The organism is Methylorubrum aminovorans (genome assembly GCF_022179725.1).
Taxonomy (GTDB): domain Bacteria; phylum Pseudomonadota; class Alphaproteobacteria; order Rhizobiales; family Beijerinckiaceae; genus Methylobacterium; species Methylobacterium aminovorans.
The window spans coordinates 134,244-157,215 of the sequence record NZ_BPRC01000012.1; the positions used below are offsets into that span (position 1 = coordinate 134,244).

Sequence of the window (22,972 nt, forward strand, 5' to 3'; positions counted from 1 at the left end):
CCGGCCGCCGGTTGCTGCGGCCGCCGAGCCGGGGCCGCCCGCCCTGCGCGAAACGCATCGGCACGCGCCCTCAGAAGGCGATGCTGTAGGCGACCTCGACCGAGCGCGGCCGACCCAGCAGCCACGCCGCCGAACTCCCCGTCACAGGGTAGATCTTGTCGAGCAGGTTGTAGGCGCGCAGGCTGAAATGCGAGGTTTCGCTCACGCGGTAATCCACACTCGCATTGACGACCTCGTAGGCCGGCCGCCGGGCCGTGTTGGCGAAGTCGCTGAAGGTCTCGCCGACGAATTGTATGCCGGCCCGCGCTTCCCAGCGCGGCGCGAAGGCCCAGCTCAGCCAGAGATTGGCGACGCGCTCGGGGACGTTGATCGGCTGGTTGCCGGCGAAGTTGACGGCGACGCCGCCGACGGCCTGCTGGAAGTCATCGTACTGGGCGTGCAGCAGGGCGATGTTGCCCTCCACCGTCCAATTCTCCCATAGGCCAAGCGAGGCGAACGCCTCGACACCATGCGAGGATTGGCTGCCGACCTGAACCGACACGGACGGCCGCAGCGGATCCACGGTCAGAAGGTTGTCCTTCTTGATCCGGTAGCCGGCCAGGGTGAACTCGCCTCGGCCTTCCCAGAACGTCTGCTTGTAGCCGACCTCAAACTGCTCGCCGGTCGAGAGTTGGAAATCCTTCTGCGCCAGCGTCAGCGTGATGAGGGATCCCACCGGATCGACGGCGGTCGCATAGCTTGCGTAGAGCGCACTGTCCGGCGTCGGGTTGTAGACTGCACCGAAGCGATAGCTCACCGCGCTGAAATCCTTGGTGAACCCGGCCGACGGGCGGCGCGGATCCTCGCGGCGGACGGTGGGCGCGTCGTAGCGCACGCCGGCGATCAGCGAGAGCTGGTCCGTCAGCTCGATGCGATTCTCCGCAAACAGCGAGTACTGGTTGGAGTTCGTGAGATAGCCGAGCGTGGTCGGATCGAGGCTGGTGAAGATGCCCGGACTGAAGACGAACGGATCGACACTGCTCTCGCCGCGATAGGGCGAATTGTTGATGTGCTTGAACCGGATGTGGTTGACGTCGAAGCCGGCGACAAATTCGTTGCGGAAGCCGAACAGCTCTCCCTTGAAGGCGGCGTCGAAGCGATTGCCGATCTGCTCCTGGTTGTGGAAGATCTCGATCGGGTCGGTTCGGCGAATCAGGCCGGTGCCTGGCACGAAGCTGTAGGTCTCGACATTGCGCCAGTGCCGATCCGACACGAGACGGTAGGCTGTGTTGCGGATCGTGATGTCGGCGGTCGGCGTCCACTCGGTCTTGAACTGAGTCCAGTTGTCCTTGAAGACAATGCGGCTGTCGTTGACGTTGTAGTTGTTGAATCGGATCCGTGGATCGATCCGGCCGCCGATTAGCGGCGTCCCGAAGTAGCGCAGGGGCTCCTGGTAGCCGTAATCGTGCGATAGGGTGAAGGCGAGGTCGGGCGTTGCCTGGAAGAGCACGGCCCCCGAGACCGCAAGATTGGCGAAATCGCCGTTCTGGCGCAGCCAGCCATCGGCCTGATTGGCGCTGACGTTGAGGCGGTAGAATACGCTCTCGCCGACCGGGCCGCCGCTGTCGAAGGCCAAGCGCTTCACGCCGTCCGATCCGAGAGCGGCGCGAGCCGCGTTGATCGGGACGGCCGTCGGCTTTTTGGGCACGACGTTGATGACGCCACCGATGGCACCGTCCCCATAGAGGACCGAGGCCGGCCCGCGTAGCACCTCGATCCGATCGACGTTCCAGGTGTCGAAGGGGTAGGTGACCGTTCCGGCGCCGACATAGAGCCGGGTGCCGTCGTAGAGCTGCATCACCGAATTGACGCCAGCAAAGCCCCGTGAGGTGTAGGCGCCGAGACCGTTGCCGGGCGCGCCGATCGTCGTAATGCCGGCCGCGTTCTGGGTGATCGCCTCCTGCACGGTTTCCTGACCGCGCTCGCGGATCTTCTGGCCCGGAATTACCTCGATACTTGCGGGAGTCTGCAGCGGTGAGAGGTCGAGGCGGCTGCCGCTGCGGTTCGGCGCGGTGAGATTGAGGCCGGTCGGCGCCGCCGTGTAGGGCGTCCGCGCCATCAGCCGCGTGCCGGATCCCGTCCCCTGCACGGCGAGCTCCTCCAGCGCGACGGCGTGCGCTTCGCCGGCACTGTCCGCGCGGTCCTGAGCCGCCAGGGAGGTCACATGCAGAATGAGGGCGCCGGCGGAGAGCAGCAGGACAGCCGGCAGGTGCTCGACAGACGAGCGGGGGCGATCATCGGACAACATGGTACAGGGGGCCTCGGGCAACGGCAGTGGCACGTCACCGCGAACGAGGCCTCGGGCCGCACCTCCCCAAGGGAGTGGCGCGCCTTCGACACCCGTCAGGACACCCCGCCCGACGCGTTTCGCGTGTGACCACGACTGACGGCAGGTCTCCTGGCTCGCGGGTCGCTGCCCTCTCACCGTCTTCCCGGGCGAGGCTGCCCAGTGACATGGTGGCGGAAGGCTCGCCGCTTACAGTTGCGGGGGCAGCCGCGTCATCGGACTGACGTCCTCACCGCGTTCCCTTTTGATCCCCGAGGGGAACCGTCGAAGCCTAGCTATTCGGCGTCGGCAGGGAGTGTCAATTCCGATCACGGAACCCGGTGTTCGATCGATGTGGCTAACGGTGCAACCGTCGCTGGGTCGGGCTTCGCCTGCAACGCCTCGACAGCGGGGGGCTGCGGATCGGTGACGTCGGTCACCGACTGCGGCCGGGCGGCAGGATCATTGCCGTGTCCGGGTCCGTGACATCGCCCTCCTGCTGCTGCTCGACCGTCAGCTTCGCGGCGAGTTCGGGTGTCTTGCCTCCCGCCAGCTCCTGGGTTGCCGCGACCTGCTTCTCGCGCGCCTGTTCCGGCGTCAGCTCCCCTCGCACCACCGCGCGGGCAAGATTCAGGCTCAGCACGTTCTCCGCCTCGTCCGCGCCGTAGGCCGTAAGCGTGCCCCGCGTCCGATCCAGAATCACGCTGCCGTTGAAAGTCGCCACCGCGCTGAAGAGGTTGAGCGGCACCTTGTAGGGCAGGCTCTGTTCCACCACGTCGCTGTGTTTGGCCGGGAAATCGTGCTCGGCCCCGACCTTGTGCACCACGGTTCGAATCCACGGCCCGTTCCGGTGCCAGATCAGCAGGGTCGCCGTCTGCTCCTGAGGCGCGCCGTACTTCTCCGCAATCGCTGCCGCGGCCTTGCGAGCGGGCTCCGGCCAGTCCGCCGCGATCGGTTCGGCGGCACCGGCGCCGCTGGCTGTGAGGACGAGCGCGACGGCGAGTGCGAGGCGGCGGAAGCCGGGCGGGGACATGGAACCTCCCTGATGACGCCGGGCCGGATCGGGATCGCACGCGGCGGTGAGAGGGTTGCCGCGAAGGGGTCGCGTTGCCCCGGCCCTGCGCCGGGTATAGGCCTTCTCCATAAGAATGGTTCCAGGGAGACGCCCCATGGCGCAGCCGATGTCGCTGGACGTGAACGGGCGCGCGACGCCCGTAACGGTGGACGACCCCGAAATGCCGCTGCTCTACGTGCTGCGCGACGATCTCGGGCTGCACGGCCCGCGCTTCGGCTGCGGGCTGGGCCAGTGCGGATCCTGCACGGTGCATATCGACGGCCAGGCCGTGCGCTCGTGCGTCACGCCGGTTTCCGGCCTGAAGCCGGGAGCGAAGATCGTGACCCTCGAAGGCCTCGGCGGACCCGACAAGCTCCACCCGGTGCAGGCCGCCTTCATCGAGGAGCAGGCGGCGCAATGCGGCTACTGCATCAACGGCATGATCATGCAGTCGGCCGCGCTTCTCAACGAGACACCGAAGCCCGACGAGGCGGCGATCCGACAGGCGCTGGCGCAGAACCTCTGCCGATGCGGCACCCATCTGCGGATCGTGCGCGCCGTCCAGCGCGCCGCCGGCACGCTGTGAGGGAGGCTGACGCCATGAACGCGCCCACCCTCTCCCGCCGCCATCTGCTTCTGCAGGGCGGCGCCCTGGTCGTCGGCTTCTCGCTCTCCGGCGGCAAAGCCGTCGCGCAGACGGTCTTCGCGCCGGTGGCCACCAACGGCTTCGCGAAGCCGGTCGCGCCGGACCAGGTCGACAGCTTCCTGGCGCTCGGCGCCGACGGTCGCGCCACCATCTTCTCCGGCAAGGTCGATCTCGGCACCGGCATCCGGACCGCGATGGCCCAGATCGCCGCGGAAGAACTCGATCTGCCCCTCGACCGGGTGACGGTCGTGCAGGGCGACACCGCGCTCACCCCCGACCAAGGCCCGACCTACGGCAGTCTCTCGATTCAGAAGGGCGGCGTCGAGATCCGGCAGGCGGCCGCGACCGCCCGCGCCCGTCTCGTGCAACTGGCCGGCGAGCGGCTCGGTCTCTCCACCGACGCGCTGGTGAGCGAGAACGGCACCGTGCGGCCGAAGGCGGGTGGAGCGGGCGTCTCCTATGCCGAACTCGTCAAGGACGGGCGCCTCGACCTCAAGGTCGACCCCGCCGTCAAAACCAAGGACCCGGCGGACTTTGCCCTCGTGGGCAAATCCGTGGCGCGGATCGACATCCCCGACAAGATCACCGGCCGCTTCACCTACATGCAGGATCACCGCGTGCCCGGCATGGTGCATGCCCGCGTGGTCCGCCCGCCCGCCATCGGCGCGGAGCTACAGGGCGTGGACGAGGCGTCGGTTGCGGGCATTCCCGGCCTGATCCGCGTCGTCCGGCAGGGCAATTTCCTCGCGGTCGTCGCCGAGCGGGAATGGGCGGCGGTGAAGGCGGCCGGACAGCTCAAGGCGACGTGGTCGCGATGGGAGGGCCTGCCCGAGCAGGACAAGCTCTGGCAGCATGTGCGGGCCACCAAGGTCACGAAGGACGACGTCACCAGCAGCACGGGCGATGCCGAGGCGGCTCTGGGCCGGGCCGCCCGCGTTCTGGAAGCGAGCTACGACTTCGCGATCCACACCCATGGCTCGATCGGGCCCTCCTGCGCCATCGCCGAGTTCAAGGACGGGTTGCTGACCTGCTGGACAGCCTCGCAGATGACGCACGCGCTGCGCAAGCAGCTCGCGGCGATGACCGGCCTCGCGCCGGAGGCGGTGCGCTGCATCTACGTCGAGGGCTCGGGCTGCTACGGCCGCAACGGCCATGAGGACGCGGCGGGCGATGCGGCGCTGCTGGCCCGCGCGGTCGGCCGGCCGGTGCGGGTGCAGTGGTCGCGCGCCGACGAGCACGGCTGGGACCCGAAGGGACCGCCGACGCTGATTGACCTGAAAGCGGGGCTCGACGGCGAGGGCAACGTCGCGGCGTGGTCCTCGCAGTTCCACGTGCCCGAGGGCGCGGCTGGTAACGTGCCGCTGGTGGCGGCCGACCTCGCCGGGCTCCCGCATGAGACCACGATGTCGCCGGGTAACATCATCCAGAACTCGGCCCTGCCCTACGCCTTCCCGAACGTGCGCACGGTCTGCCACCGGCTGGCCACGACGCCGTTCCGGCCCTCGTGGATCCGGACGCCGGGGCGGATGCAGAACACCTACGCCAACGAGGCCTTCCTCGATGAGTGCGCGGCGGCCGCGGGGATCGATCCGCTGGACTACCGCCTGCGCGCGCTCAAGGACCCGCGCGGCATCGAAGTGCTGAAGCGGGCCGCCGAGATCGCGCAATGGGAGGCCCGCCCCTCGCCGGTCAGGGACGTCTCCGGCGACGTGCTGCGTGGGCGCGGAATCTCCTACGTGAAGTACGAGCTGAACCGGACCTACGTGGCCGGTGTGGCCGAGGTGGAGGTCGATCGCCGCACCGGGCGCGTACGCGTGCCGCGCTTTTTCGTGGTTCAGGATTGCGGGCAGATCATCAACCCGGACGGCGTGCGCAACCAGCTCGACGGCAACGTCATTCAGACGGTGAGCCGCGTCCTGCTCGAAGAAGTCACCTTCGACCGCGGCGCGGTGACGAGCCTCGACTGGGCGAGCTACCCGATCCTGACCTTCCCCGACGTGCCGAAGGTGGTGATCGACCTGATCGATCGACCGACCGAGAAGCCGTGGGGTGCAGGCGAGCCCTCCGCGGCCATTGTTCCGTCGGCGGTATCGAACGCGATCTTCGACGCCACCGGCGTCCGCCTGCGTTCAGTGCCGTTCACGCCGGCCAAGGTGAAGGCCGCTCTCCAGGCGAGTTGACGCGACGACGGCCGCCACCGCCGACTCCGGAGCGCCTGCTGATTCGCGCAGCAGGCGCTCGCCGCGACGTGATCCGTGTGAGGCCGGGACACGCGGAGACCGCGGTTCAGCGCGACCGGCTGCGGCTACGGCGTGAGGCGCCTCACGGACGGTCCGGTTCGACGGGCACCAAGTCCCGCAGGAAGCGCTGGCCGTTGCGGACATACTGCTCGGCCGCCATCCGCGACATTGCGGTGATGTCCATATCGCGGGTCGGCACGGCCTTGGCGGGCACCCCGACGATGAGGCTGCCGTCCGGAATTTCAGCGCCCTCGCGGACCAAGGCGTTCGCGCCGACGATGCAGCCTCGGCCGATGCGGGCACCGTTGAGCACCGTGGCGCCCATGCCGATGAGGGTGTCGGCGCCAATCGTGCAGCCGTGGACGATGGCGCCGTGCCCGACGGTGACCCCCTCCCCGATCGTGAGGGGAAAGCCGGGATCGGCGTGCAGCACGGCCCCGTCCTGGATGTTGGTGCGATCACCGATCTCGATCGGATCGTTGTCGCCGCGGATCACCGCCCCAAACCAGATACCGACGTCGAGGCCGATCCGTACCCGTCCGATGACGTTGGCGCCGGGCGCGATCCAGATTCGGGTCGCGTCCGTGATGTGCGGGGCGTGCTCGCCCAGGCGATAGAGCGCCATGGTCCGTCCTCTCCAACCATATCCGCCACAACCCGACCGGTGCGGGCGGTACAGGATATCACCATCAACCGCATCCTGGCCCGAGCAGATGCCGCCATCCCAGAAGCCGCCGGTCGCATGCCCGATCTCAGCCTCGATGCCGGTGCTCTCATCCCCACGTCGATGCCCTCGCGAAGCCGCGCCGTATTCAACCTCGGAGAAAACTTCTCCCCTGCCGAGCGGTGAGAGAAGAAGTCTCTCGAACGCGTCGAAAATACGAAAAACATCACCATTGCGTCCGGGCTAGGCTCGACCAATCTTTCGAGGTGTATGCCGGTCTATCCACAGACCGTCTTCTGCCATTCCATTGGTTGCCATGCGTCCCGTCCAGTTCGATTCTTTCGGCGAGCCTGTCGCCCAGGCGATCGACGAACAGCCCACCACCGCGTCGCGCATCGCCCTGCGGTCGGGCGTCGGCCTGTTCTGGGCGGCGGTGGTCGCCATCGTCGCCGCGCGCGCGATTTATTTCGATCCGGCCCTGGCGGAGCGGTTCGGGAGCGTGGCCGCTCTTCTCAGGACCGTCGTCGGGGTCTGACCCCCCTGCCTCGAACAGCATCGCTGGTCGGACATGAAGGCGCCTCGGGCTCTCCGCAGCGCCTTTTTCTGTGCGGCATCCCGCGGCGAGCACGCTCCAACACGGTCCAGGCCTGACGCCGATCGCCGCTGCGTTGCTGCAGCCTCAGGGCCTGGATCGGCCGGAGAAGGCTCGAGCCCAACTCTTCGATCCGGACACCACAAAGAGCGTTCGACGCCATAGAGGGGGTATAGGAGATATCTATATGCACCCCGTGCAGAACAGATGAATTCTTCTATGAAGGCGGCGTGAAAGCGATGCCGTGATTCGGCATCAAGGGACGACGATGCTGCAGACGAACCGCCTCTTGAGGCCGCCGGAGCCCCGCTTTTCCGCGTCGCGCCTGAAAGAACTGGCGCCCGGCATCGCACTGTGCCTTGCGGTGACGTTGGTCTCAATTGGTCTGCAGTACCTCGAAGAGAGCGCCTTCGAGCACCCCTATATCGAAGCATTGGTGATCGCGATCCTGCTCGGCATGGCGATCCGAACTTTTTGGTCACCCAGCCCGGTCTGGCGCTCCGGCATCGCCTTCAGCGCCAAGCAGCTTCTCGAAGTCGCGGTGATGCTGCTCGGCGCCTCGATCAGCTTCGCGGCGATCGTCGCTTCCGGGCCGGTCCTGCTCGCGGCCGTCGTCGCCACCGTGGTCCTGACGATCGCCGCGAGCTACGCGATCAGCCGTCTGCTCGGACTGGGCGAGCGGATCTCGATCCTCATTGCCTGCGGCAACGCGATCTGCGGAAATTCGGCCATCGCGGCGGTCGCCCCCGTGATCGGCGCCAACAGCGACGACGTCGCCTCCTCGATCTCCTTCACCGCCATCCTCGGCGTGCTGATGGTGCTCGGCTTGCCGCTGCTGATCCCACTGCTCGGCCTCGGCGCCGGCCAGTACGGAATCTTGGCCGGCCTCACGGTCTACGCGGTCCCGCAGGTTCTCGCCGCCACCGTGCCGGCCGGGCTCGCCGCGACGCAGATCGGCACGCTGGTCAAGCTCGTGCGCGTGCTCATGCTCGGCCCCGTCGTCGTCGCCCTCTCGCTCCTGGCTCCGAGCCTCGGCGCGACCGCGGAAGCCGGCGGAGCGCGCCGGTTCGATCCGTTCAGGCTGGTGCCGTGGTTCATCGTCGGCTTCCTCGTACTGGCCGCGTTCCGCTCGCTCGGGCTCGTGCCCGATGTCGCGGTCGGCCCGATCACGCGGACTGCCGGCATCCTCACCGTGATCTCGATGGCCGCCCTCGGACTCGGCGTCGATGTACGGGTGATCGGACGTGTCGGCGGGCGCGTCACGGCGGCGGTGACGTTGTCGCTCGCGCTGCTGCTGCTGGTGAGCCTCGGGCTGATCCATCTGCTCCGGCTCGGCTGAGTCCGGTCCGCAGACGCCGCTCTCAATCTCGACCTCCCCGACAATCCATCCCATAACCGCCCATCATGGCGCCCCATCCGACACTCTTCGACGAGGCATCGGCGCATCTGCCGCTCTTCGACGACCTGAGCGATGCGACCGTCGATCGTCTGGCTGTCGGCGGCTTCGGGCGCGGGCTGCTCACGGCCTCGCTGCGGGCCCGCCTCCGCAAGGGCGGCTTCGCGCATATGGGGGCGCTGGCGCTCGCGACGCCGGCTGGCCTGATGGCTTTGCGCAAGGTCGGTCCGGTCCGTGTCGGCGCGATCCGAGCCCATATCCTCGATGAATTGGCCCGGTTCCTCCCAGACGCGCGAGCGATGCACGATCGAGTCACGACGGATTGGCGCCGCCTGGACCGATTGCGCACCGTGCCCGTGGGCGCGCTTGGTCTCGTCCCGGCTCTTATCGAACGGTTCGGTTCAAACGGGCCCGGTTGGGCTGATCTTGCGGCGCTGCGGCGCATTGAGGTCGCGAGGACGCTCGGCGTCTCGGGCGCGGAGGTCGACGGAATCGTCTCCGCTCTCGTCCGCGCCGTTCGGCCAGATCCGCGAAGCATGCCGTCGCCCCGGACGCTGCGCGAGGGCGACACGCCGTGCGGGATGGACATGGGGAAGACAGAGGCCGAACTGTTGCGCGAGCGAGACCGCGAGTGGGATGAGGCAGCCCCCGAGAGGCGCGCGCTATCGCGGCAAGCCACCTGAGGACGTTCCGGCGGACGGTGGGCCCCACCGGTTGTCGGCGCGAAGCGGGTGCCACGCGGAACGCCCCATTCCCATTGAACGTACGGTCGCTTCAACGCACGCCGATGTCCAGCAAGAGCCGATAGTGAGACATGATGCGGGCAGGCATCATGCGTCGGCCCTTTGAGCCGCCACTGGCTTCGCGTTCGTGGCGGACACGAGGCGAAACACCAGCATGCCGACGGCCATGGCGGCCACGAAGGTCGCGGCTTGCGCCGGTAAGACCGTGAGGAGGGTCAGCGCCGGGCCGGGGCACAAACCGACAAGCCCCCAGCCGAGGCCGAAGACCGCGGCACCGGCGATGAGGCGCAGATCGATGCTGCGACGCGTCGGAAGGTCGAGCCGGGAGGCGAGGACCGGATGGCCGCGCCGCCGCGCGACGCGATAGCCGACGGCCGAGACGGCCACAGCGCCTGCCATGACAAACGCGAGGCTCGGATCCCAACGTCCGGTCACATCGAGGAAGGCGAGAACCTTGGCGGGATCGGCCATGCCCGAGACGATCAGGCCGAGCCCGAACAGCAGGCCAGCGGCGAAGGCGGATGCGGTCGCGGCCATGGCTCAGGCTCCGAGCAGATGATGCGTGACGAGGACGGTCAGGATCGCGGTGACCATGAACGTGAGGGTCGCGGCGAGTGAACGAGGCGAGCCGCGCCCGATGCCGCAAACACCGTGGCCGCTGGTGCAGCCAGCCCCGAGCCGAGCGCCGAAGCCGACCAGGAGGCCGGCGATCGCCAGGAGTGGGAACGAGGCTTCGATGGTCACCGGTGGTAGGCGGCCTCCTGAGACGGCATAGGCCAGCGGCGCCAGGATCAGCCCGGCCAGGAAGGCGATCCGCCAGCTGAAGCCGCGCGAGACAGGGGCGAGTAACCCACCGAGGATTCCGCTGATCCCGGCGATGCGTCCGTTGAGCAGCATCAGCAGAGCGGCGGAGGCGCCGATCATGAGGCCGCCGATGGTGGCACTGAGCGGTGTGAAGCCGTCCATCGGATCACTCCTGAATTGCGACCCTGCCGCATCCGTAGGCACCGTGCGTCCCTCACTCTGCATGCACGGAAGCAGTGGTCGAACGAGCCGGTACCCGCCTTCATTGAATTAGATACCACTCAATTAGCGATCTCTAACTTAATGTCAAACGCGAGCGGGCTGACTGTGACCGGGCCGGCGGAGTGAGATCCGCTTCGCTTCGGCTTGCGCTTCGACCGCCGTATCGAGACCAACCTCGATCCGAGTCATCGCTTGTCAGGAGTTCTGCGAAGTTGAGTTCGCTCCGAGCGAGCCGGTTCAATGCGGACCACCGCGTCCTCCGCCGCATTCTGATCAGGACAGAAGATATCCTTCAAGGTGGCGAGAACACGCGCGGCCCGTGGGTCTGCCAATCGGTAGTACAGGGTCTGGCTCTCACGTCGAAAGGCAACCAGATCGTCTTCACGCAGCTTGGCGAGGTGTTGCGACAGAGCCGATTGGCTTAGCTCGACCGCCTCGGCAAGGCTAGAGACGTCTTTCTCGCCATGGGCGACCAGCAGGCACAGGATGAGCAGGCGCTTTTCGTTCGCGAGGAGCCTTAGCAAACGCGCCGCGTCGGCCGCCTTGTCATGAAGGCGCAGAAGGTCGGTCGGCGTCACGGCATCCATCGGACCGCATCCCAGAGCGTTAGGTTCATCTTATTTAGGTGAATCTAATGTTTTTCGAGAGGAACGTCCCGCGTCGCGCCCCGGTCTCGACGCGCGCTTCGGCCGCGGACGGATCAGTCCGCCTTATCGTCGCAAGCTTGCGTTGAACCGCCTCCGGGAATCCAGAGGCCTAAACTCTCGCAATGATGGCGCCCTGACGAGGCGAACTCGACTGTTCTTCCCCATGTTCGTACGACCGTTCTCGATCCAGCTAAGGGCTACGGATGTGCGGATGACGCCATTTGATCCGGCTTCGTCTATGCGTCGTTTGATATCGACGGTGTCGCCCGCAGGATGATCGGCTTAACTGTATCCCGATCGGCCCCGCGGACTTCGTACTTGATGCCCTGGACTCGGCGCTGCAGAGGTCACGACGATGCGCGCTCACTGTGCTCAGGTCATTCATCGATTGAAGATGCGTGAAGCGATCCCCAGGGGGTGCCCCGTTCCAACTACTTGGGAAACGGCGATTCAGGTCGACACGAGCAACAGCAGGAAAAGCAACGCTCCATAATAAGCTAAATGTTGCACTGTCTAATATTTTATATTTCGATATAATTTAAGTTGATCCGATGTTGTGGCAATATGTCGGGAGTTTATATTTATATTGAAATTAATAAATCACATCGAGGTGTTCAAGAAGCGCTGGAACAGCCCCACCCGTAAGAACTAAGCCGCGCTTCACTACTCGCTCGTGAAGGAAAAACCCTCACGCGAGAATTTTTCCCTTCTCGTTAGGTATTTTTTAACTCCAGCCAATCCGCGCCGCTGGTGGAATGCTGCGGCCAGTTCGGAGCCGTCCCCGGTCACAAGGGGCGCCCGACCCTTCACCAGACCGGCTGCTGCTCGCCGGTGCGCGCATTTGGGAGGTGGCCATGGCCGTTAAGCTCAATCTCCAGGATCTGACCTTCATCCTCAAGCAGATCAAGATCGCCGAGGCGCATGCGAGCGGCATCAAGCTCACGGAACTGCGCCTCGACGCCGCTGGCACGCTGCTCGTGGAGCGTGGACTCTACGACGCCACCGGCAATTGGCTCGGCGATGCGGCGGCGCCGAAGGCGATCCCGGACCCCCACGTGCCCTACGGCCTGCGCACCGTCGACGGCACCTTCAACAACATCGTGCCCGGCCGTGAGACCTGGGGTTCGTCCGGCCAGCCGATGCCGCAGAATTTCGATCCGACCTACCTCAACGATGCGGACGGCGACACGATGGCGCTCGGACCGGGCGCTCCGGTCATCACGAACAACAATTACGGGCTGCCCGGCTCCGTGGCCGACGCCGATCCGCGCATCATCTCGAATCTCGTGGTCGATGCGAGCCTCGACAACCCGGCCGCCATTGCTGCGGCGCTGCGGATCGCCGGCTCGGAGAACGTCATCGCCGATCAGCGCGCCATCACCGCTGCGCACGAGGCCCTGAAGGCCGCCAAGGCGGCGGACCCGGCGGGCGACCACACGACCCTGCAAGCGAACCTCGATACGCTGCTGGAGCAGACCGGCGTCACCGTGACCAACGGCTCCATCGACGTCCTCAACGTCTCGCCCGACGAGGGCCTGTCGAAGCCCTTCAACGCCTGGATGACCTTCTTCGGCCAGTTCTTCGACCACGGCCTCGATCTGATCTCCAAGGGCGGGAACGGAACCGTTTATGTCCCGTTCGCCGCCGACGACCCGCTGGTGCTCGGACAGGATGGCGTCGCCGGTACCGCCGACGACCTCGCGCCGCATCTGCGATTCATGACGCTGACGCGCGCCACACCCGTCGAGGGCTCGCAGCGCAACGTCACGACGCCCTTCGTGGACCAGAACCAGACCTACACCTCGAACGCCTCGCACCAAGTGTTCCTGCGCGAATACGCGCTCGTGGACGGACGGCCCATCGCGACCGGGCGCCTGCTCGGCGGCGCGGACGGAGGCCTCGCCACCTGGGCCGACGTCAAGGAGCAGGCGCGGACGAAGCTCGGCATCGAGCTGACCGACGCTGACGTTTCCGCCGTCCCGCAATTGCTGGTGGACGCCTACGGCGAGTTTGTCCGCGGTGCCAACGGTCTGCCGCAGGTGATGGTCGGCATCGGGCCGGGAGGGCAGGCCGTCTATGCCAGTGGAAGCCTGGCCGAGCCGCTCAAGCTCGCGGCGATCCAGCTTCCCGTCGGCACGGTGCTGTTGGGACCCAGCAATACCCAGAACGTCATCGATGCCGGTGAGACGGTCGCGGCGGCCCGCACCCTCAACGCCTTCCTCGACGACATCGCCCACAACGCGGTGCCTGTCGTCGTCAACGGCGTGCTCCGGCCCGATGCCGACGCGCTTACCGGGAATGCGGTTCCGGTAGGCCAGACCGGCCGGAATCTCGAATACGACAACGAATTGCTCGACCGGCACTTCGTCACCGGCGACGGGCGCGGCAACGAGAATATCGGCCTCACGGCCGTCCACCACATCTTCCATTCCGAGCACAATCGCCAGGTCGATGCTCAGAAGCTGACGATCCTGCAGTCCGGCAATCTCGCCTTCATCAACGATTGGCTGGCGACCGACATCGCTGCCCTGCCGGCGAACTTCGCGCAGATGACGCCGCTGGCCCAGCTCGCCTACGCCAACACGCTGTCCTGGGACGGGGAGCGATTGTTCCAGGCGGCGCGCTTCGCCACCGAGATGCAGTACCAGCACCTCGTCTTCGAGGAATTCGCCCGCAAGATTCAACCGCTGGTCGATCCCTTCGTGTTTAACTCGGTGACCGAGATCGACCCGTCGATTTTCGCCGAGTTCGCCAACACGGTCTACCGTTTCGGTCACTCGATGCTGACCGAGAACATGCCGCGGATCGGAGCCGACGGGCAGGCGCTCGATGCCGGTCTCGGGCTGATCGAAGCCTTCCTCAACCCGGTAGCGTTCGACAACGACGGCGGTATGTCCCACGACGAGAGCGCGGCCGCGATCATGCGCGGCATGACGATCGAGCGCGGCAGCGAGATCGACGAGTTCGTCGTCGGCGCCCTGCGCAACAACCTGCTCGGCCTGCCGCTCGATCTTGCCGCGATCAACATCGCCCGAGGCCGTGACACCGGCAGCCCGACGCTCAACGAGGCGCGCGCCCAGCTCTACGCCGCGACCGGATCGACCTTCCTCACCCCCTATACGAGCTGGGTGGAGATGGCGGCCAATCTGAAGAACCCGCTCTCGGTGGTGAACTTCATCGCCGCTTACGGCACCCACGCCACCATTGCCGCCGCGACGACGCTCGACGCCAAGCGCGACGCGGCCATGGCGCTGGTCTTCGGCGGCGAGGGCGCGCCGGCGGACCGCCTCGACTACCTGAATTCTCGCGGGAGCTGGGCCGGCCGAGAGACAGGCTTCAACGCCGTCGATCTCTGGATCGGCGGCCTGGCCGAGAAGCAGATGCCGTTCGGCGGCATGCTGGGCTCGACCTTCAACGCCATCTTCGAAGCCCAGATGGAGAACCTCCAGGACGCCGACCGCTTCTACTATCTCACCCGCGTCCAGGGGCAGAATTTCCTCAACGAGCTGGAGCAGAACTCCTTCTCGAAGATCATGCTCGCCAATTCGAGCCTGTCGCTGCCGGGTCCTGACGGCATCCGCGGCACGGCGGACGACATCGTGCCGCGCCATATCGGCGTCGATGCCTTCGCCGATTACGACTTCGAGCTGGAGGTGAACGCCGCCAACCAGCTCGACCAGAACGGCGCGGCGCCGGGCCGGGACCCGACCGGTAACGACCCCGTGCTGGAGGCGATGGGCCTCGGCAAGGTCGTGCGCGACGACCCCGGCACCGCCGCCGACGAGGGCGCGAGCGGCTTCCACGCCTCGATCAACGCCTTGGTCCGGCGCTACGACGCCGACGGCACCCCGGCCGGTACGCTCGTGGACGGCAGCGAGGACGGCATCGGCGCTGCCGGCAGCCCGGTAACCTGGGCCGACCTCAAGGCGAACGCGGCCAAGCTCGGCATCGCCCTGACTCAGACCGACATGCTGGACGCGCCGATGCTGCGGATCGGCACAGACGGGCGCCTCGCCTTCGCGCCCGGTTCGTCCGTGCCCCAGGCGGTGACGGTGGCGAACGGCAGCTTCGAGGGCTTGGCGCTGGTGGCCGGCCAGGAAGGCGTGATCCTCGACGGCAACGGCAACTACACCACCACGAGCCCGGCCGGCTGGACCATCGCCGGGGGCGTCGGCGGCCTCTTCGCGCCGTCCGACACGGTCATCGACCCGGCGGTCCGCGACGGCGCCAACGTCGTGTGGCTGCGCGGCGGCGCCACGCTCTCGCAGGAGGGCGTGGCCAGCCTCCAGGCCGGCGTCACCTACACCTACAGCTTCAAAGTCGGAGACCGCACCGACTTCACGTGGCCGGGTGCCGAGGCGCGCCTCGTGGCGGTTGGCGGGACGAACCCCGTCACCCTCGGAACGCTGACCCTGACGGAGCCGGCCGACGGGCAGTGGGGGACGTTCACCCTCGCAACGGGCGTCGTCCCGGCCGCGCTCGCGGGCCTTCAGCTCCGCCTGGAGATCCGCAACACCGGCAGCGGCGACGCCCAGATCCTCGTGGACGACGTCGAACTCGTGCGAAGCGCGCCGGCCTACCGGTCCGATCTGACCCCGGCGCAGACGCCCGGCTACGACCCGGCCGCCGACCCGTTCCTGCGCGACGCCGCCGGCAACGTCCTGCGCACCGGGCAGAGCATCGCCACCCCGGCCGCCGACATCGACGCGACCGTGATCGATCCGGCCGCGCTCAACCAGCCGTTCTCGACCGGGCATTACCTGCGCTTCACCGGCGGCGAGCACGTGTTGGTGGGCGGCACCGACGGCAACGACACCATCATCACCGATTTCGGCGATGACGGAATCTGGGGCGATGCGGGCGACGACCGCATCGAGGCGGGCGCGGGCGTTGATCTCGTGAACGGCGGTGCGGGCGACGACATCATCACCGATACCGGCGACACCGGCGACTTCCTCAAGGGCGAGGACGGCAACGACGTCATCGCCAACTCCAACGGCATCGACATCCTGATGGGCGGGCGCGGCAAGGACGCGATCTTCGTCGGCGTCGATGCGACCGAAGTCTTCGCCGGCGAGGGCGACGACTTCGTGATCGGCGGCGACGACGCCGACCTCCTGATGGGCAACGAGGGCGACGACTGGATCGAGGGCGGCGGCGGCTTCGACACCACGGCCGGCGACAACTCGGAGCTGTTCTTCAACTCGACCATCAAGGGCCACGACGTGATGTTCGCCGGTGGCGACGAGCATGATTTCGACGGCGAGTCCGGCGACGACATCATGGTCCAGGGCGAGAGCGTCATGCGCAACGAGGGCATGTTCGGCTTCGACTGGGCGATCTACAAGGGCAACCAGATCGCGGCCAATGCCGATATGCGCATCCCGATCTTCACCACCGAAGAAGCCGACATTCTGCGCAACCGCTTCGATAAGACGGAGGGGCTCTCGGGCTGGCGGCTGAACGACACGCTCATCGGCGACGACCGGACGGCGGCGGCCGACGCGGATGCCGAGGAGCCCGCCGGCGCACCCGTCAACGCGACCAATGAGGGCGTGTTCTTCAACGACGGTCTCGACGCGGCCGGCATCGCCCGGATCTCCGGTCTCAACCAGATCGTGTCGCTCGCGCCGGGTCAGCAATTCTTCGAAGCCGGCAACATCCTGCTCGGCGGCGCGGGCAGCGACACGCTCCAGGGCAACGGCGGTGAAGATATCCTCGACGGTGATCGCTGGCTGAACGTGCGTATCAGCATCCGCAATCCTGCGGATGCCAGCCAGGAAATGGCGACGGTCGACAGCCTGAAGCACGTCTTCGACAACAGCGCCGCCAACCAGGCGCGCGGCTGGGCCGGAAAGTCGCTGTTCGAGCTGATGATCGACCGGGCGATCAGCCCGACGCAGCTCACCATCGTCCGCGAGGTGATCACCACCGGCGCGACGGCGGCAGACGTGGACACCGCCGTATTCAACGATATCCGGGCCAACTACACGGTCACCCGTGCCGCCAACGGCACGCTGACGGTCGCCCACACCACGCTCAGCGATCCGGCCGTCGATGACGGCACGGACACGCTGCGCAACATCGAGAAACTGCGCTTCGCCGACGGCACGGTCGATGTCGCGTTGGTGCTCAACCAGCCCTTCGACAGCCTCACCATCACGCCGCTCGACGCGGACGGCGACGATTCCTCGACGCTCGTCGCGACGCTGGTGAACCGGGTGAACGCGAACACCCGCCCCGTGAGCCTGCAGTGGCAGGTCCTGGGCGACAACGGGCAGTGGCGGAACGTGACGGGTGCGGACGGCCAGCTCACAAACCAGGGCACGCGCTTCACGCCGACCGGCGCGACGGGCCTCGAGATCCGGGTGGTCGCGAACTGGACCAGCACGGTCGCCGGCAGCACCGGCCTGCAGCAGACGGCCTCCGTCCAAACCGCTTTCGTCGGCACCGCCGCCGCCGAGGATATCTTGGGCTCCGCGAGCCCAAACGTCATTCTCGGACGCGATGGTGACGACGACATTGAGGGCGATGTCGGCAACGATGCCATCTACGCCGGCAGCGGCGACGACCGGGTCGATGGCGGCGAAGGCGACGACATCCTTCTCGGCAACGACGGCGCCGACACCCTGATCGGCCGGACCGGAAACAACACGCTCGACGGCGGCAACGACGACGATCAGCTCTCCGGGGGGCACGGCAACGATCGCCTGATCGGCGGCGCTGGCACCGACACCGCAATCTTCTCGGGCCCGATCGCGGCCTACAGCTTCGAGCGGAACGCGCAGGGCGAGGTCGTCGTCAGCGACAACCTCGGCGCGGAGGGCGACGGCATCGACACCCTCGCCTCGATCGAGCAGATCCAGATGGGCGAGGACATCACGCCCTACGCGCTCGGCGCCAACGGCACGGCGGCCATCGATATCGTCGTCGGAACCACCGGCAACAACACGCTGAGCGGCGGCGCGGGCAACGATCTCGTCTTCGCGGGAGCAGGGAACGACAACGTCCTGTGGCGGACGGGCGACGGCCGCGACTTCGTCGATGGCGGCACCGGCACGGACAGCTTCCGGATCATGAACGGGACCGATCCGGTCCAGCAGCTCACGCTGGCTCAGGCGAGGGCGCAGTTCGCGAACCTTTCGTTCCGCGACGACACGCAAACCGTGGTCGTGCGCAACGGGATCGTCATCGCCGAGCTCAAGAACGTCGAGGGGGTCGTCGTGAACAGCGTCGCGACCGGCGCACCCGTCGTGACGGACCCGACGCCGACCAACGGCCTCGTCTCGCCGACTGAGGGCCAGCCGCTCAGCGCGCTGGTCGCCGCGATTCAGGACGCCGACGGTCTCGGAACCTTCGCGCTCCGCTGGCAGCAATCGGGCGATAACGGCCAGAGCTGGACCGATATCGCGGGCACTGCGGCCGGCACGCTCAACTACACGCCCGGCCAAGCTCAAGTCGGCGATGTCCTGAGGCTGCGCGTGAGCTTCACCGACGGCGCCGGCAATCCGGAAGAGCTGTTCTCGAGCCCGACCGGCGTCGTCGGCGACACCTTCAACGGTACGGCGCTCACCCGGACCTTCAATGGAACGGCTGGCGACGACATCGCCAACGGTGCCGACACCGCCCTCTTCGGCTTCCTGCCGAACGACACGATGAACGGCGGCGGCGGCAATGACATCCTGAATGGTCGTGGCGGCAACGATACGTTCAATCAGGTCAGCACCGACGGGCGCGACCGCGTCGATGGCGGCACCGGCACTGATACGTATCAGTTGAACGGCGTCGCGGGGTCCGAACTCTTCCGCATTTACAGCCGCTCGGCCTGGCTGCAGGTCGCCGGCAACACGGATGCGCAGCTTGCGGCTTCGACCGAGATCGTCATCACCCGCAACGGCACGGGTGCCGGCGCCATCGTCGCCGAACTCGACAATGTCGAGGAGATCCGCGTCAACGCGCTCCAAGTGACGTCGCCCGGCGGCCAGAACGGCGGGGCCAATGGCGGCGACACGATCCAGGTGATCGGCAGCTTCACCGGCACCAGCCTGAACTTCAACACCATCACCATCGACGGCTCGTCCGGTGACGACACCGTGGACATGGCCGGTCTCGCCTCGGCCCACCGCATCGTCTTCCGCTCGAACGGCGGGCACGACACCATCGTCGGCACATTGCGGCCGCAGGACGTGATCGAGTTGCCGGCCGGCTCGAACCGGGCGGACTACGTCACGACTGCGGGCGCGAACGGCATGACGACCCTTACCAACGGGTCGCACACCATCACCTTCTCGGCCACGGGCGGCATGCCCCGGATCGCGGTCGAGGCGGACGGCAGTGGGGAGGGTGACGGTGTCACCGGGGCCTTCGCCTATACGCAGGGCGACATCGACGGGCTGGAGGCGCTGGTGCGCGGCCAGCGCCCGGCCAATGCGGGCGACGACGACGTACCGACGGGCTACCGCGAGCTCAGCGGGCACGGCAACAACCTCGACCATGCGACCTGGGGCAGCGCCGACCAGGCCTTCATCCGCCTGACCCAGGCCCGCTACGGCGAGCCCGACGCCAACGGAAACCGGGCGATCAACCCGATCTTCAATGGCCTCGACGCGCGCACCATCAGCAACATCCTCGGCACGCAGGAAGCCGGCCTGCCGAAGGCCGGAAATGACGCCAATATCTTCTTCATGGCGATGGGCCAGTACATCGACCACGGGCTCGACTTCCTGCCCAAGGGCGGCAACGGCTCGATCGTGATCGGCGCGCCCGGCGGCGGGGCGCCGGGCTCCAACAACCCGGCCGACCTCACCCGCGGCACGGTCATGGCGACCGATGCCAACGGCATCCCGCAGCACAAGAACCAGACTTCACCCTACATCGACCAGAACCAGGCCTACGGCTCCAACGCCATGGTCGGCCAGTTCCTGCGGGAGAGCGATGGGGCGCAGGGCGTCGGCATGCGGCTCCTGGCAGGGGCACCGGACCCGTCCAACCCCGCCTTCAACCTGCTGCCGACGCTGCGCGAGCTGGTCAACCACCACTGGCAGGCCGACACGATCTTCGAAGGTCCGAACGGGCCGATCAGCTTCCGGACCTATTACACCAACTTCGCCCTGTCCGAGGGGGTGACGGGCACCCTGTTCAACACGGAGACCGGCGCCTTCGACCCGCAGGTCCTCACAAAGCTCGTGGGCGACTTCATGGGTTCGGGCCACCCGCTACTGCTCGACACCAATCCCTTCATCAGCGTCCTCGACCACTTCGTGGCCGGCGACGGGCGAGCGAACGAGAACTTCGCCCTCACCTCGATCCACACGATCTGGGCGCGCAACCACAACTACCACGTCGAGAAACTGCTTGAATCCGGCTTCGAGGGCACGCCCGAGCAGGTGTTCCAGGCCGCAAAGATGGTCAACGAGGCGGAGTATCAGCGCGTTGTCTTCGACGAGTACCTGGAGACACTGATCGGCGGGCTGCGCTCGGACGGCACGCACGGCTTCGAGGCCTACGATCCGAGCGTGGATGTCGCGATCAGCCACGAATTCGCGGCGGCGGTGTTCCGCTTCGGCCACTCCCTGATCGGACAGACGCTGAACGTGAAGGGCGCGGACGGTCAGACCATTCCAGTCAGCCTGTTCGACGCCTTCCTCAACCCGAGCAACGATCCCTCGGTGTTCACCGCACCGCTGCCTCCCGGCTACGTGCCGCAACCCGGCTACGCCCAGTACGGCGTCGGCGGCATCATCGGCGGCACCATCGAGCAGGCGGCCGAGGACGTCGACTTCAACATCGTCGACGCGGTCCGCAACGACCTCGTGCGCATCCGGGCCGACCTGTTCGCCTTCAACGTGGCCCGCGGCTGGGACGTGGGCCTCGGCACCCTCAACCAGGTCCGGGCCGATCTTTCCGCCTCCACCAACCCCTACATCCGGGACGCGGTGGGTTTTGCCGGCGGCGACCTCTCACCCTATGCCTCCTGGGAGGACTTCCAGGCGCGCAACGGCCTCAGCGACGCGGTGATCGCGCAGTTCCGGCAAGCCTATCCGGACCTCGTCCTTGCCGCGGCGGACATCGCGGCCTTCCGGGCGGTCAACGGCGATATCGCGGTCGCGATGCAGGCCGACGGGACCGGCGTCGTGAAGGGGATCGACCGGCTCGATCTCTGGGTCGGCGGTCTGGCCGAGAAGCACATCAACGGAGGCGTCGTCGGCCAGACCTTCTGGGTCGTGCTGCACGAGCAGTTCGACCGGCTCCAAGACGGCGACCGCTTCTACTACCTTGAGCGCTTCGACAACTTCGACTTCTACGAGAACTTCATCGACGGCCAGGGCTTCTCGGACATCGTTGCCCGCAACACCGGCCTGACCGTCCTGCCGGAACACATCTTCGAGGTGTCCGACGAGGACGGGCCGGGGACGGAGCCCGGCGACGACGATGACGACGACGGCGCCACCGATCCCGTGGGCGGCGGCGAAGACGACGAAGACGACGACGGCCCGACCGATCCGGTCGGCGGTGGCGACGAAGATGATGATGATGACGATGATGACGGCGTGACGGACCCGGTCGGCGGCGGGGATGATTCCGGCGACGACGATGATGACGACGACGGACAAGGCGACGGGGACGGGACGACCGACCCGGTCGGCGGTGGCGACGATGGCGAGGACGACGGCGAGGACGGGCCTGGCACCAATCCGCCCGTGAATCACGTCCCCGGCGTGATCGCCGGTGGGGCGATCGGGGACGTCCTCAACGGCACGGCCGGAGCGGACACCATCCTCGGCCTGGACGGCGACGACAACATTCTCGCCGGCGGCGGCGCCGACGTCGTCCGAGCCGGGGCGGGCAACGACTTCGTCGACGCCGGCGAGGGCCGGGACGTGGTGTTCGCCGGGGCTGGCGACGACGATGTCCTGGCCGGGGGCGGCGCCGACATGGTCTACGGCGACGGCGGCAACGACCGCATCCTCGCCGGGGCCGGCAACGACCTCGTGACCGGCGGCGCTGGTCGGGACACGGTGATCGGCGGCGAGGGCGACGATCTGTTCGTGGTCGAGATCGGCGACGGCGACGACACCTACTGGGGCGACGAGATGGGTGGCGGCGTGGGGAGCGACACGCTCGACATGTCGGCCATCACCGCCAACATCGCGGTCAATCTCGGGACGGGCCTGGCGGGTCGCGGCAGCGCGACGAGCACCCAATCGGGTCGCGACGTGCTCTGGGGCGTCGAGAACGTGGTCACCGGTTCCGGCAACGACGACATCACGGCGAGCGAGGCCGTGAACGTGATGGATGGCGGCGAGGGCAGCGACACCTACCGCTTCGGCTCCGCGGCGGCGGCGGACGGCGACACCATCGAGGGCTTCCGGCCGGGCGACAAGATCGACCTCAGCGCGGTCGACGCCAATGCCGGGGCAGCTGGGAACCAAGCCTTCACGCTGGCCACCGGCGCCGCCTTCACCGGCGTCGGTCAGCTCTTGGTGACGCAGGAGACGCGGGACGACGGGGATTACGTCGTCGTCCAGGGGAACACCGGCGGCGATGCCTCCCCGGAGTTCAAGCTGTCGATCAAGGGCAACACGGCCCCCACGGCCGCCGACTTCGCGCTCTGATCCTGGCCGGGCCCCGGCCAGGGGCCCGGCCCACCTGCCTGACG

The 22,972-nt window shown here is 67.3% G+C and carries 11 protein-coding genes, 1 pseudogene and 1 riboswitch; of the genes and pseudogenes, 6 read left to right on the forward strand and 6 right to left on the reverse strand.

Annotated elements, in window-relative coordinates; genetic code table 11:
* Nucleotides 1–70: 70 nt before the first annotated feature.
* Both MFF24_RS17225 and MFF24_RS17230 read right to left on the reverse strand, forming a co-directional pair.
* On the reverse strand, nucleotides 71–2,287 hold the full coding sequence (locus MFF24_RS17225; RefSeq protein ID WP_238225909.1) for a TonB-dependent receptor: 2,217 nt from the start codon (nucleotides 2,285–2,287) through the stop codon (nucleotides 71–73).
* 123 nt (nucleotides 2,288–2,410) lie between these two features.
* Nucleotides 2,411–2,607: riboswitch (cobalamin riboswitch) on the reverse strand.
* Between the two features lie 134 nt (nucleotides 2,608–2,741).
* Nucleotides 2,742–3,338, reverse strand: coding sequence for a hypothetical protein (locus tag MFF24_RS17230; RefSeq protein WP_238225911.1), 597 nt, complete (start codon nucleotides 3,336–3,338; stop codon nucleotides 2,742–2,744).
* Between the two features lie 136 nt (nucleotides 3,339–3,474).
* Here MFF24_RS17230 and MFF24_RS17235 point away from each other — a divergent pair, with 136 nt between their 5' ends.
* A complete protein-coding gene (locus MFF24_RS17235) occupies nucleotides 3,475–3,945 on the forward strand; it encodes a (2Fe-2S)-binding protein (RefSeq protein ID WP_238225913.1) in 471 nt (156 codons plus the stop codon).
* Nucleotides 3,946–3,959: 14 nt separating this feature from the next.
* A complete protein-coding gene (locus MFF24_RS17240; RefSeq protein WP_238225915.1) occupies nucleotides 3,960–6,185 on the forward strand; it encodes a xanthine dehydrogenase family protein molybdopterin-binding subunit in 2,226 nt (741 codons plus the stop codon).
* A gap of 142 nt (nucleotides 6,186–6,327) precedes the next feature.
* On the opposite strand, the gene MFF24_RS17245 is transcribed toward MFF24_RS17240, so the two are convergent.
* Complete coding sequence (locus MFF24_RS17245; protein WP_238225917.1) at nucleotides 6,328–6,870, reverse strand: gamma carbonic anhydrase family protein; 543 nt, start codon at nucleotides 6,868–6,870, stop codon at nucleotides 6,328–6,330.
* A 355-nt stretch (nucleotides 6,871–7,225) separates the two neighbouring features.
* On the opposite strand from MFF24_RS17245, the gene MFF24_RS17250 reads away from it, so the two are divergent.
* The 3 genes from MFF24_RS17250 to MFF24_RS17260 all read left to right on the forward strand — a co-directional run bounded on the left by MFF24_RS17250 (nucleotide 7,226) and on the right by MFF24_RS17260 (nucleotide 9,580).
* Nucleotides 7,226–7,444, forward strand: coding sequence for a hypothetical protein (locus MFF24_RS17250; RefSeq protein WP_166058112.1), 219 nt, complete (start codon nucleotides 7,226–7,228; stop codon nucleotides 7,442–7,444).
* A 328-nt stretch (nucleotides 7,445–7,772) separates the two neighbouring features.
* On the forward strand, nucleotides 7,773–8,840 hold the full coding sequence (locus MFF24_RS17255; protein WP_373322710.1) for a YeiH family protein: 1,068 nt from the start codon (nucleotides 7,773–7,775) through the stop codon (nucleotides 8,838–8,840).
* 65 nt (nucleotides 8,841–8,905) lie between these two features.
* On the forward strand, nucleotides 8,906–9,580 hold the full coding sequence (locus tag MFF24_RS17260) for a hypothetical protein (RefSeq protein ID WP_238225921.1): 675 nt from the start codon (nucleotides 8,906–8,908) through the stop codon (nucleotides 9,578–9,580).
* A 147-nt stretch (nucleotides 9,581–9,727) separates the two neighbouring features.
* Here MFF24_RS17260 and MFF24_RS17265 read toward each other — a convergent pair whose 3' ends face one another.
* The 3 genes and pseudogenes from MFF24_RS17265 to MFF24_RS17275 form a co-directional block, all read right to left on the reverse strand.
* On the reverse strand, nucleotides 9,728–10,177 hold the full coding sequence (locus MFF24_RS17265; protein ID WP_238225922.1) for a YeeE/YedE family protein: 450 nt from the start codon (nucleotides 10,175–10,177) through the stop codon (nucleotides 9,728–9,730).
* Nucleotides 10,178–10,180: 3 nt separating this feature from the next.
* Nucleotides 10,181–10,606 carry a YeeE/YedE family protein gene (locus MFF24_RS17270; protein ID WP_238225924.1) on the reverse strand — a complete coding sequence of 142 codons (426 nt, stop codon included), beginning with the start codon at nucleotides 10,604–10,606 and terminating at the stop codon, nucleotides 10,181–10,183.
* 332 nt (nucleotides 10,607–10,938) lie between these two features.
* Nucleotides 10,939–11,253 (reverse strand): annotated as a pseudogene (locus tag MFF24_RS17275) (ArsR/SmtB family transcription factor); the annotation flags it as partial.
* A gap of 914 nt (nucleotides 11,254–12,167) precedes the next feature.
* On the opposite strand from MFF24_RS17275, the gene MFF24_RS17280 reads away from it, so the two are divergent.
* Nucleotides 12,168–22,928: a peroxidase family protein gene (locus tag MFF24_RS17280; RefSeq protein WP_238225927.1), complete on the forward strand. Its 10,761-nt coding sequence runs from the start codon at nucleotides 12,168–12,170 to the stop codon at nucleotides 22,926–22,928.
* The last annotated feature ends 44 nt before the right edge of the window (nucleotides 22,929–22,972 follow it).

Coding starts and splice junctions, on each gene's coding strand:
- MFF24_RS17260 (WP_238225921.1), top strand. CDS start 8,906: ATGGCGCCCCATCCGACACTCTTCGACGAGGCATCGGCGCATCTGCCG.
- MFF24_RS17265 (WP_238225922.1), bottom strand. CDS start 10,177: ATGGCCGCGACCGCATCCGCCTTCGCCGCTGGCCTGCTGTTCGGGCTC.
- MFF24_RS17245 (WP_238225917.1), bottom strand. CDS start 6,870: ATGGCGCTCTATCGCCTGGGCGAGCACGCCCCGCACATCACGGACGCG.
- MFF24_RS17270 (WP_238225924.1), bottom strand. CDS start 10,606: ATGGACGGCTTCACACCGCTCAGTGCCACCATCGGCGGCCTCATGATC.
- MFF24_RS17225 (WP_238225909.1), bottom strand. CDS start 2,287: ATGTTGTCCGATGATCGCCCCCGCTCGTCTGTCGAGCACCTGCCGGCT.
- MFF24_RS17235 (WP_238225913.1), top strand. CDS start 3,475: ATGGCGCAGCCGATGTCGCTGGACGTGAACGGGCGCGCGACGCCCGTA.
- MFF24_RS17240 (WP_238225915.1), top strand. CDS start 3,960: ATGAACGCGCCCACCCTCTCCCGCCGCCATCTGCTTCTGCAGGGCGGC.
- MFF24_RS17250 (WP_166058112.1), top strand. CDS start 7,226: ATGCGTCCCGTCCAGTTCGATTCTTTCGGCGAGCCTGTCGCCCAGGCG.
- MFF24_RS17280 (WP_238225927.1), top strand. CDS start 12,168: ATGGCCGTTAAGCTCAATCTCCAGGATCTGACCTTCATCCTCAAGCAG.
- MFF24_RS17230 (WP_238225911.1), bottom strand. CDS start 3,338: ATGTCCCCGCCCGGCTTCCGCCGCCTCGCACTCGCCGTCGCGCTCGTC.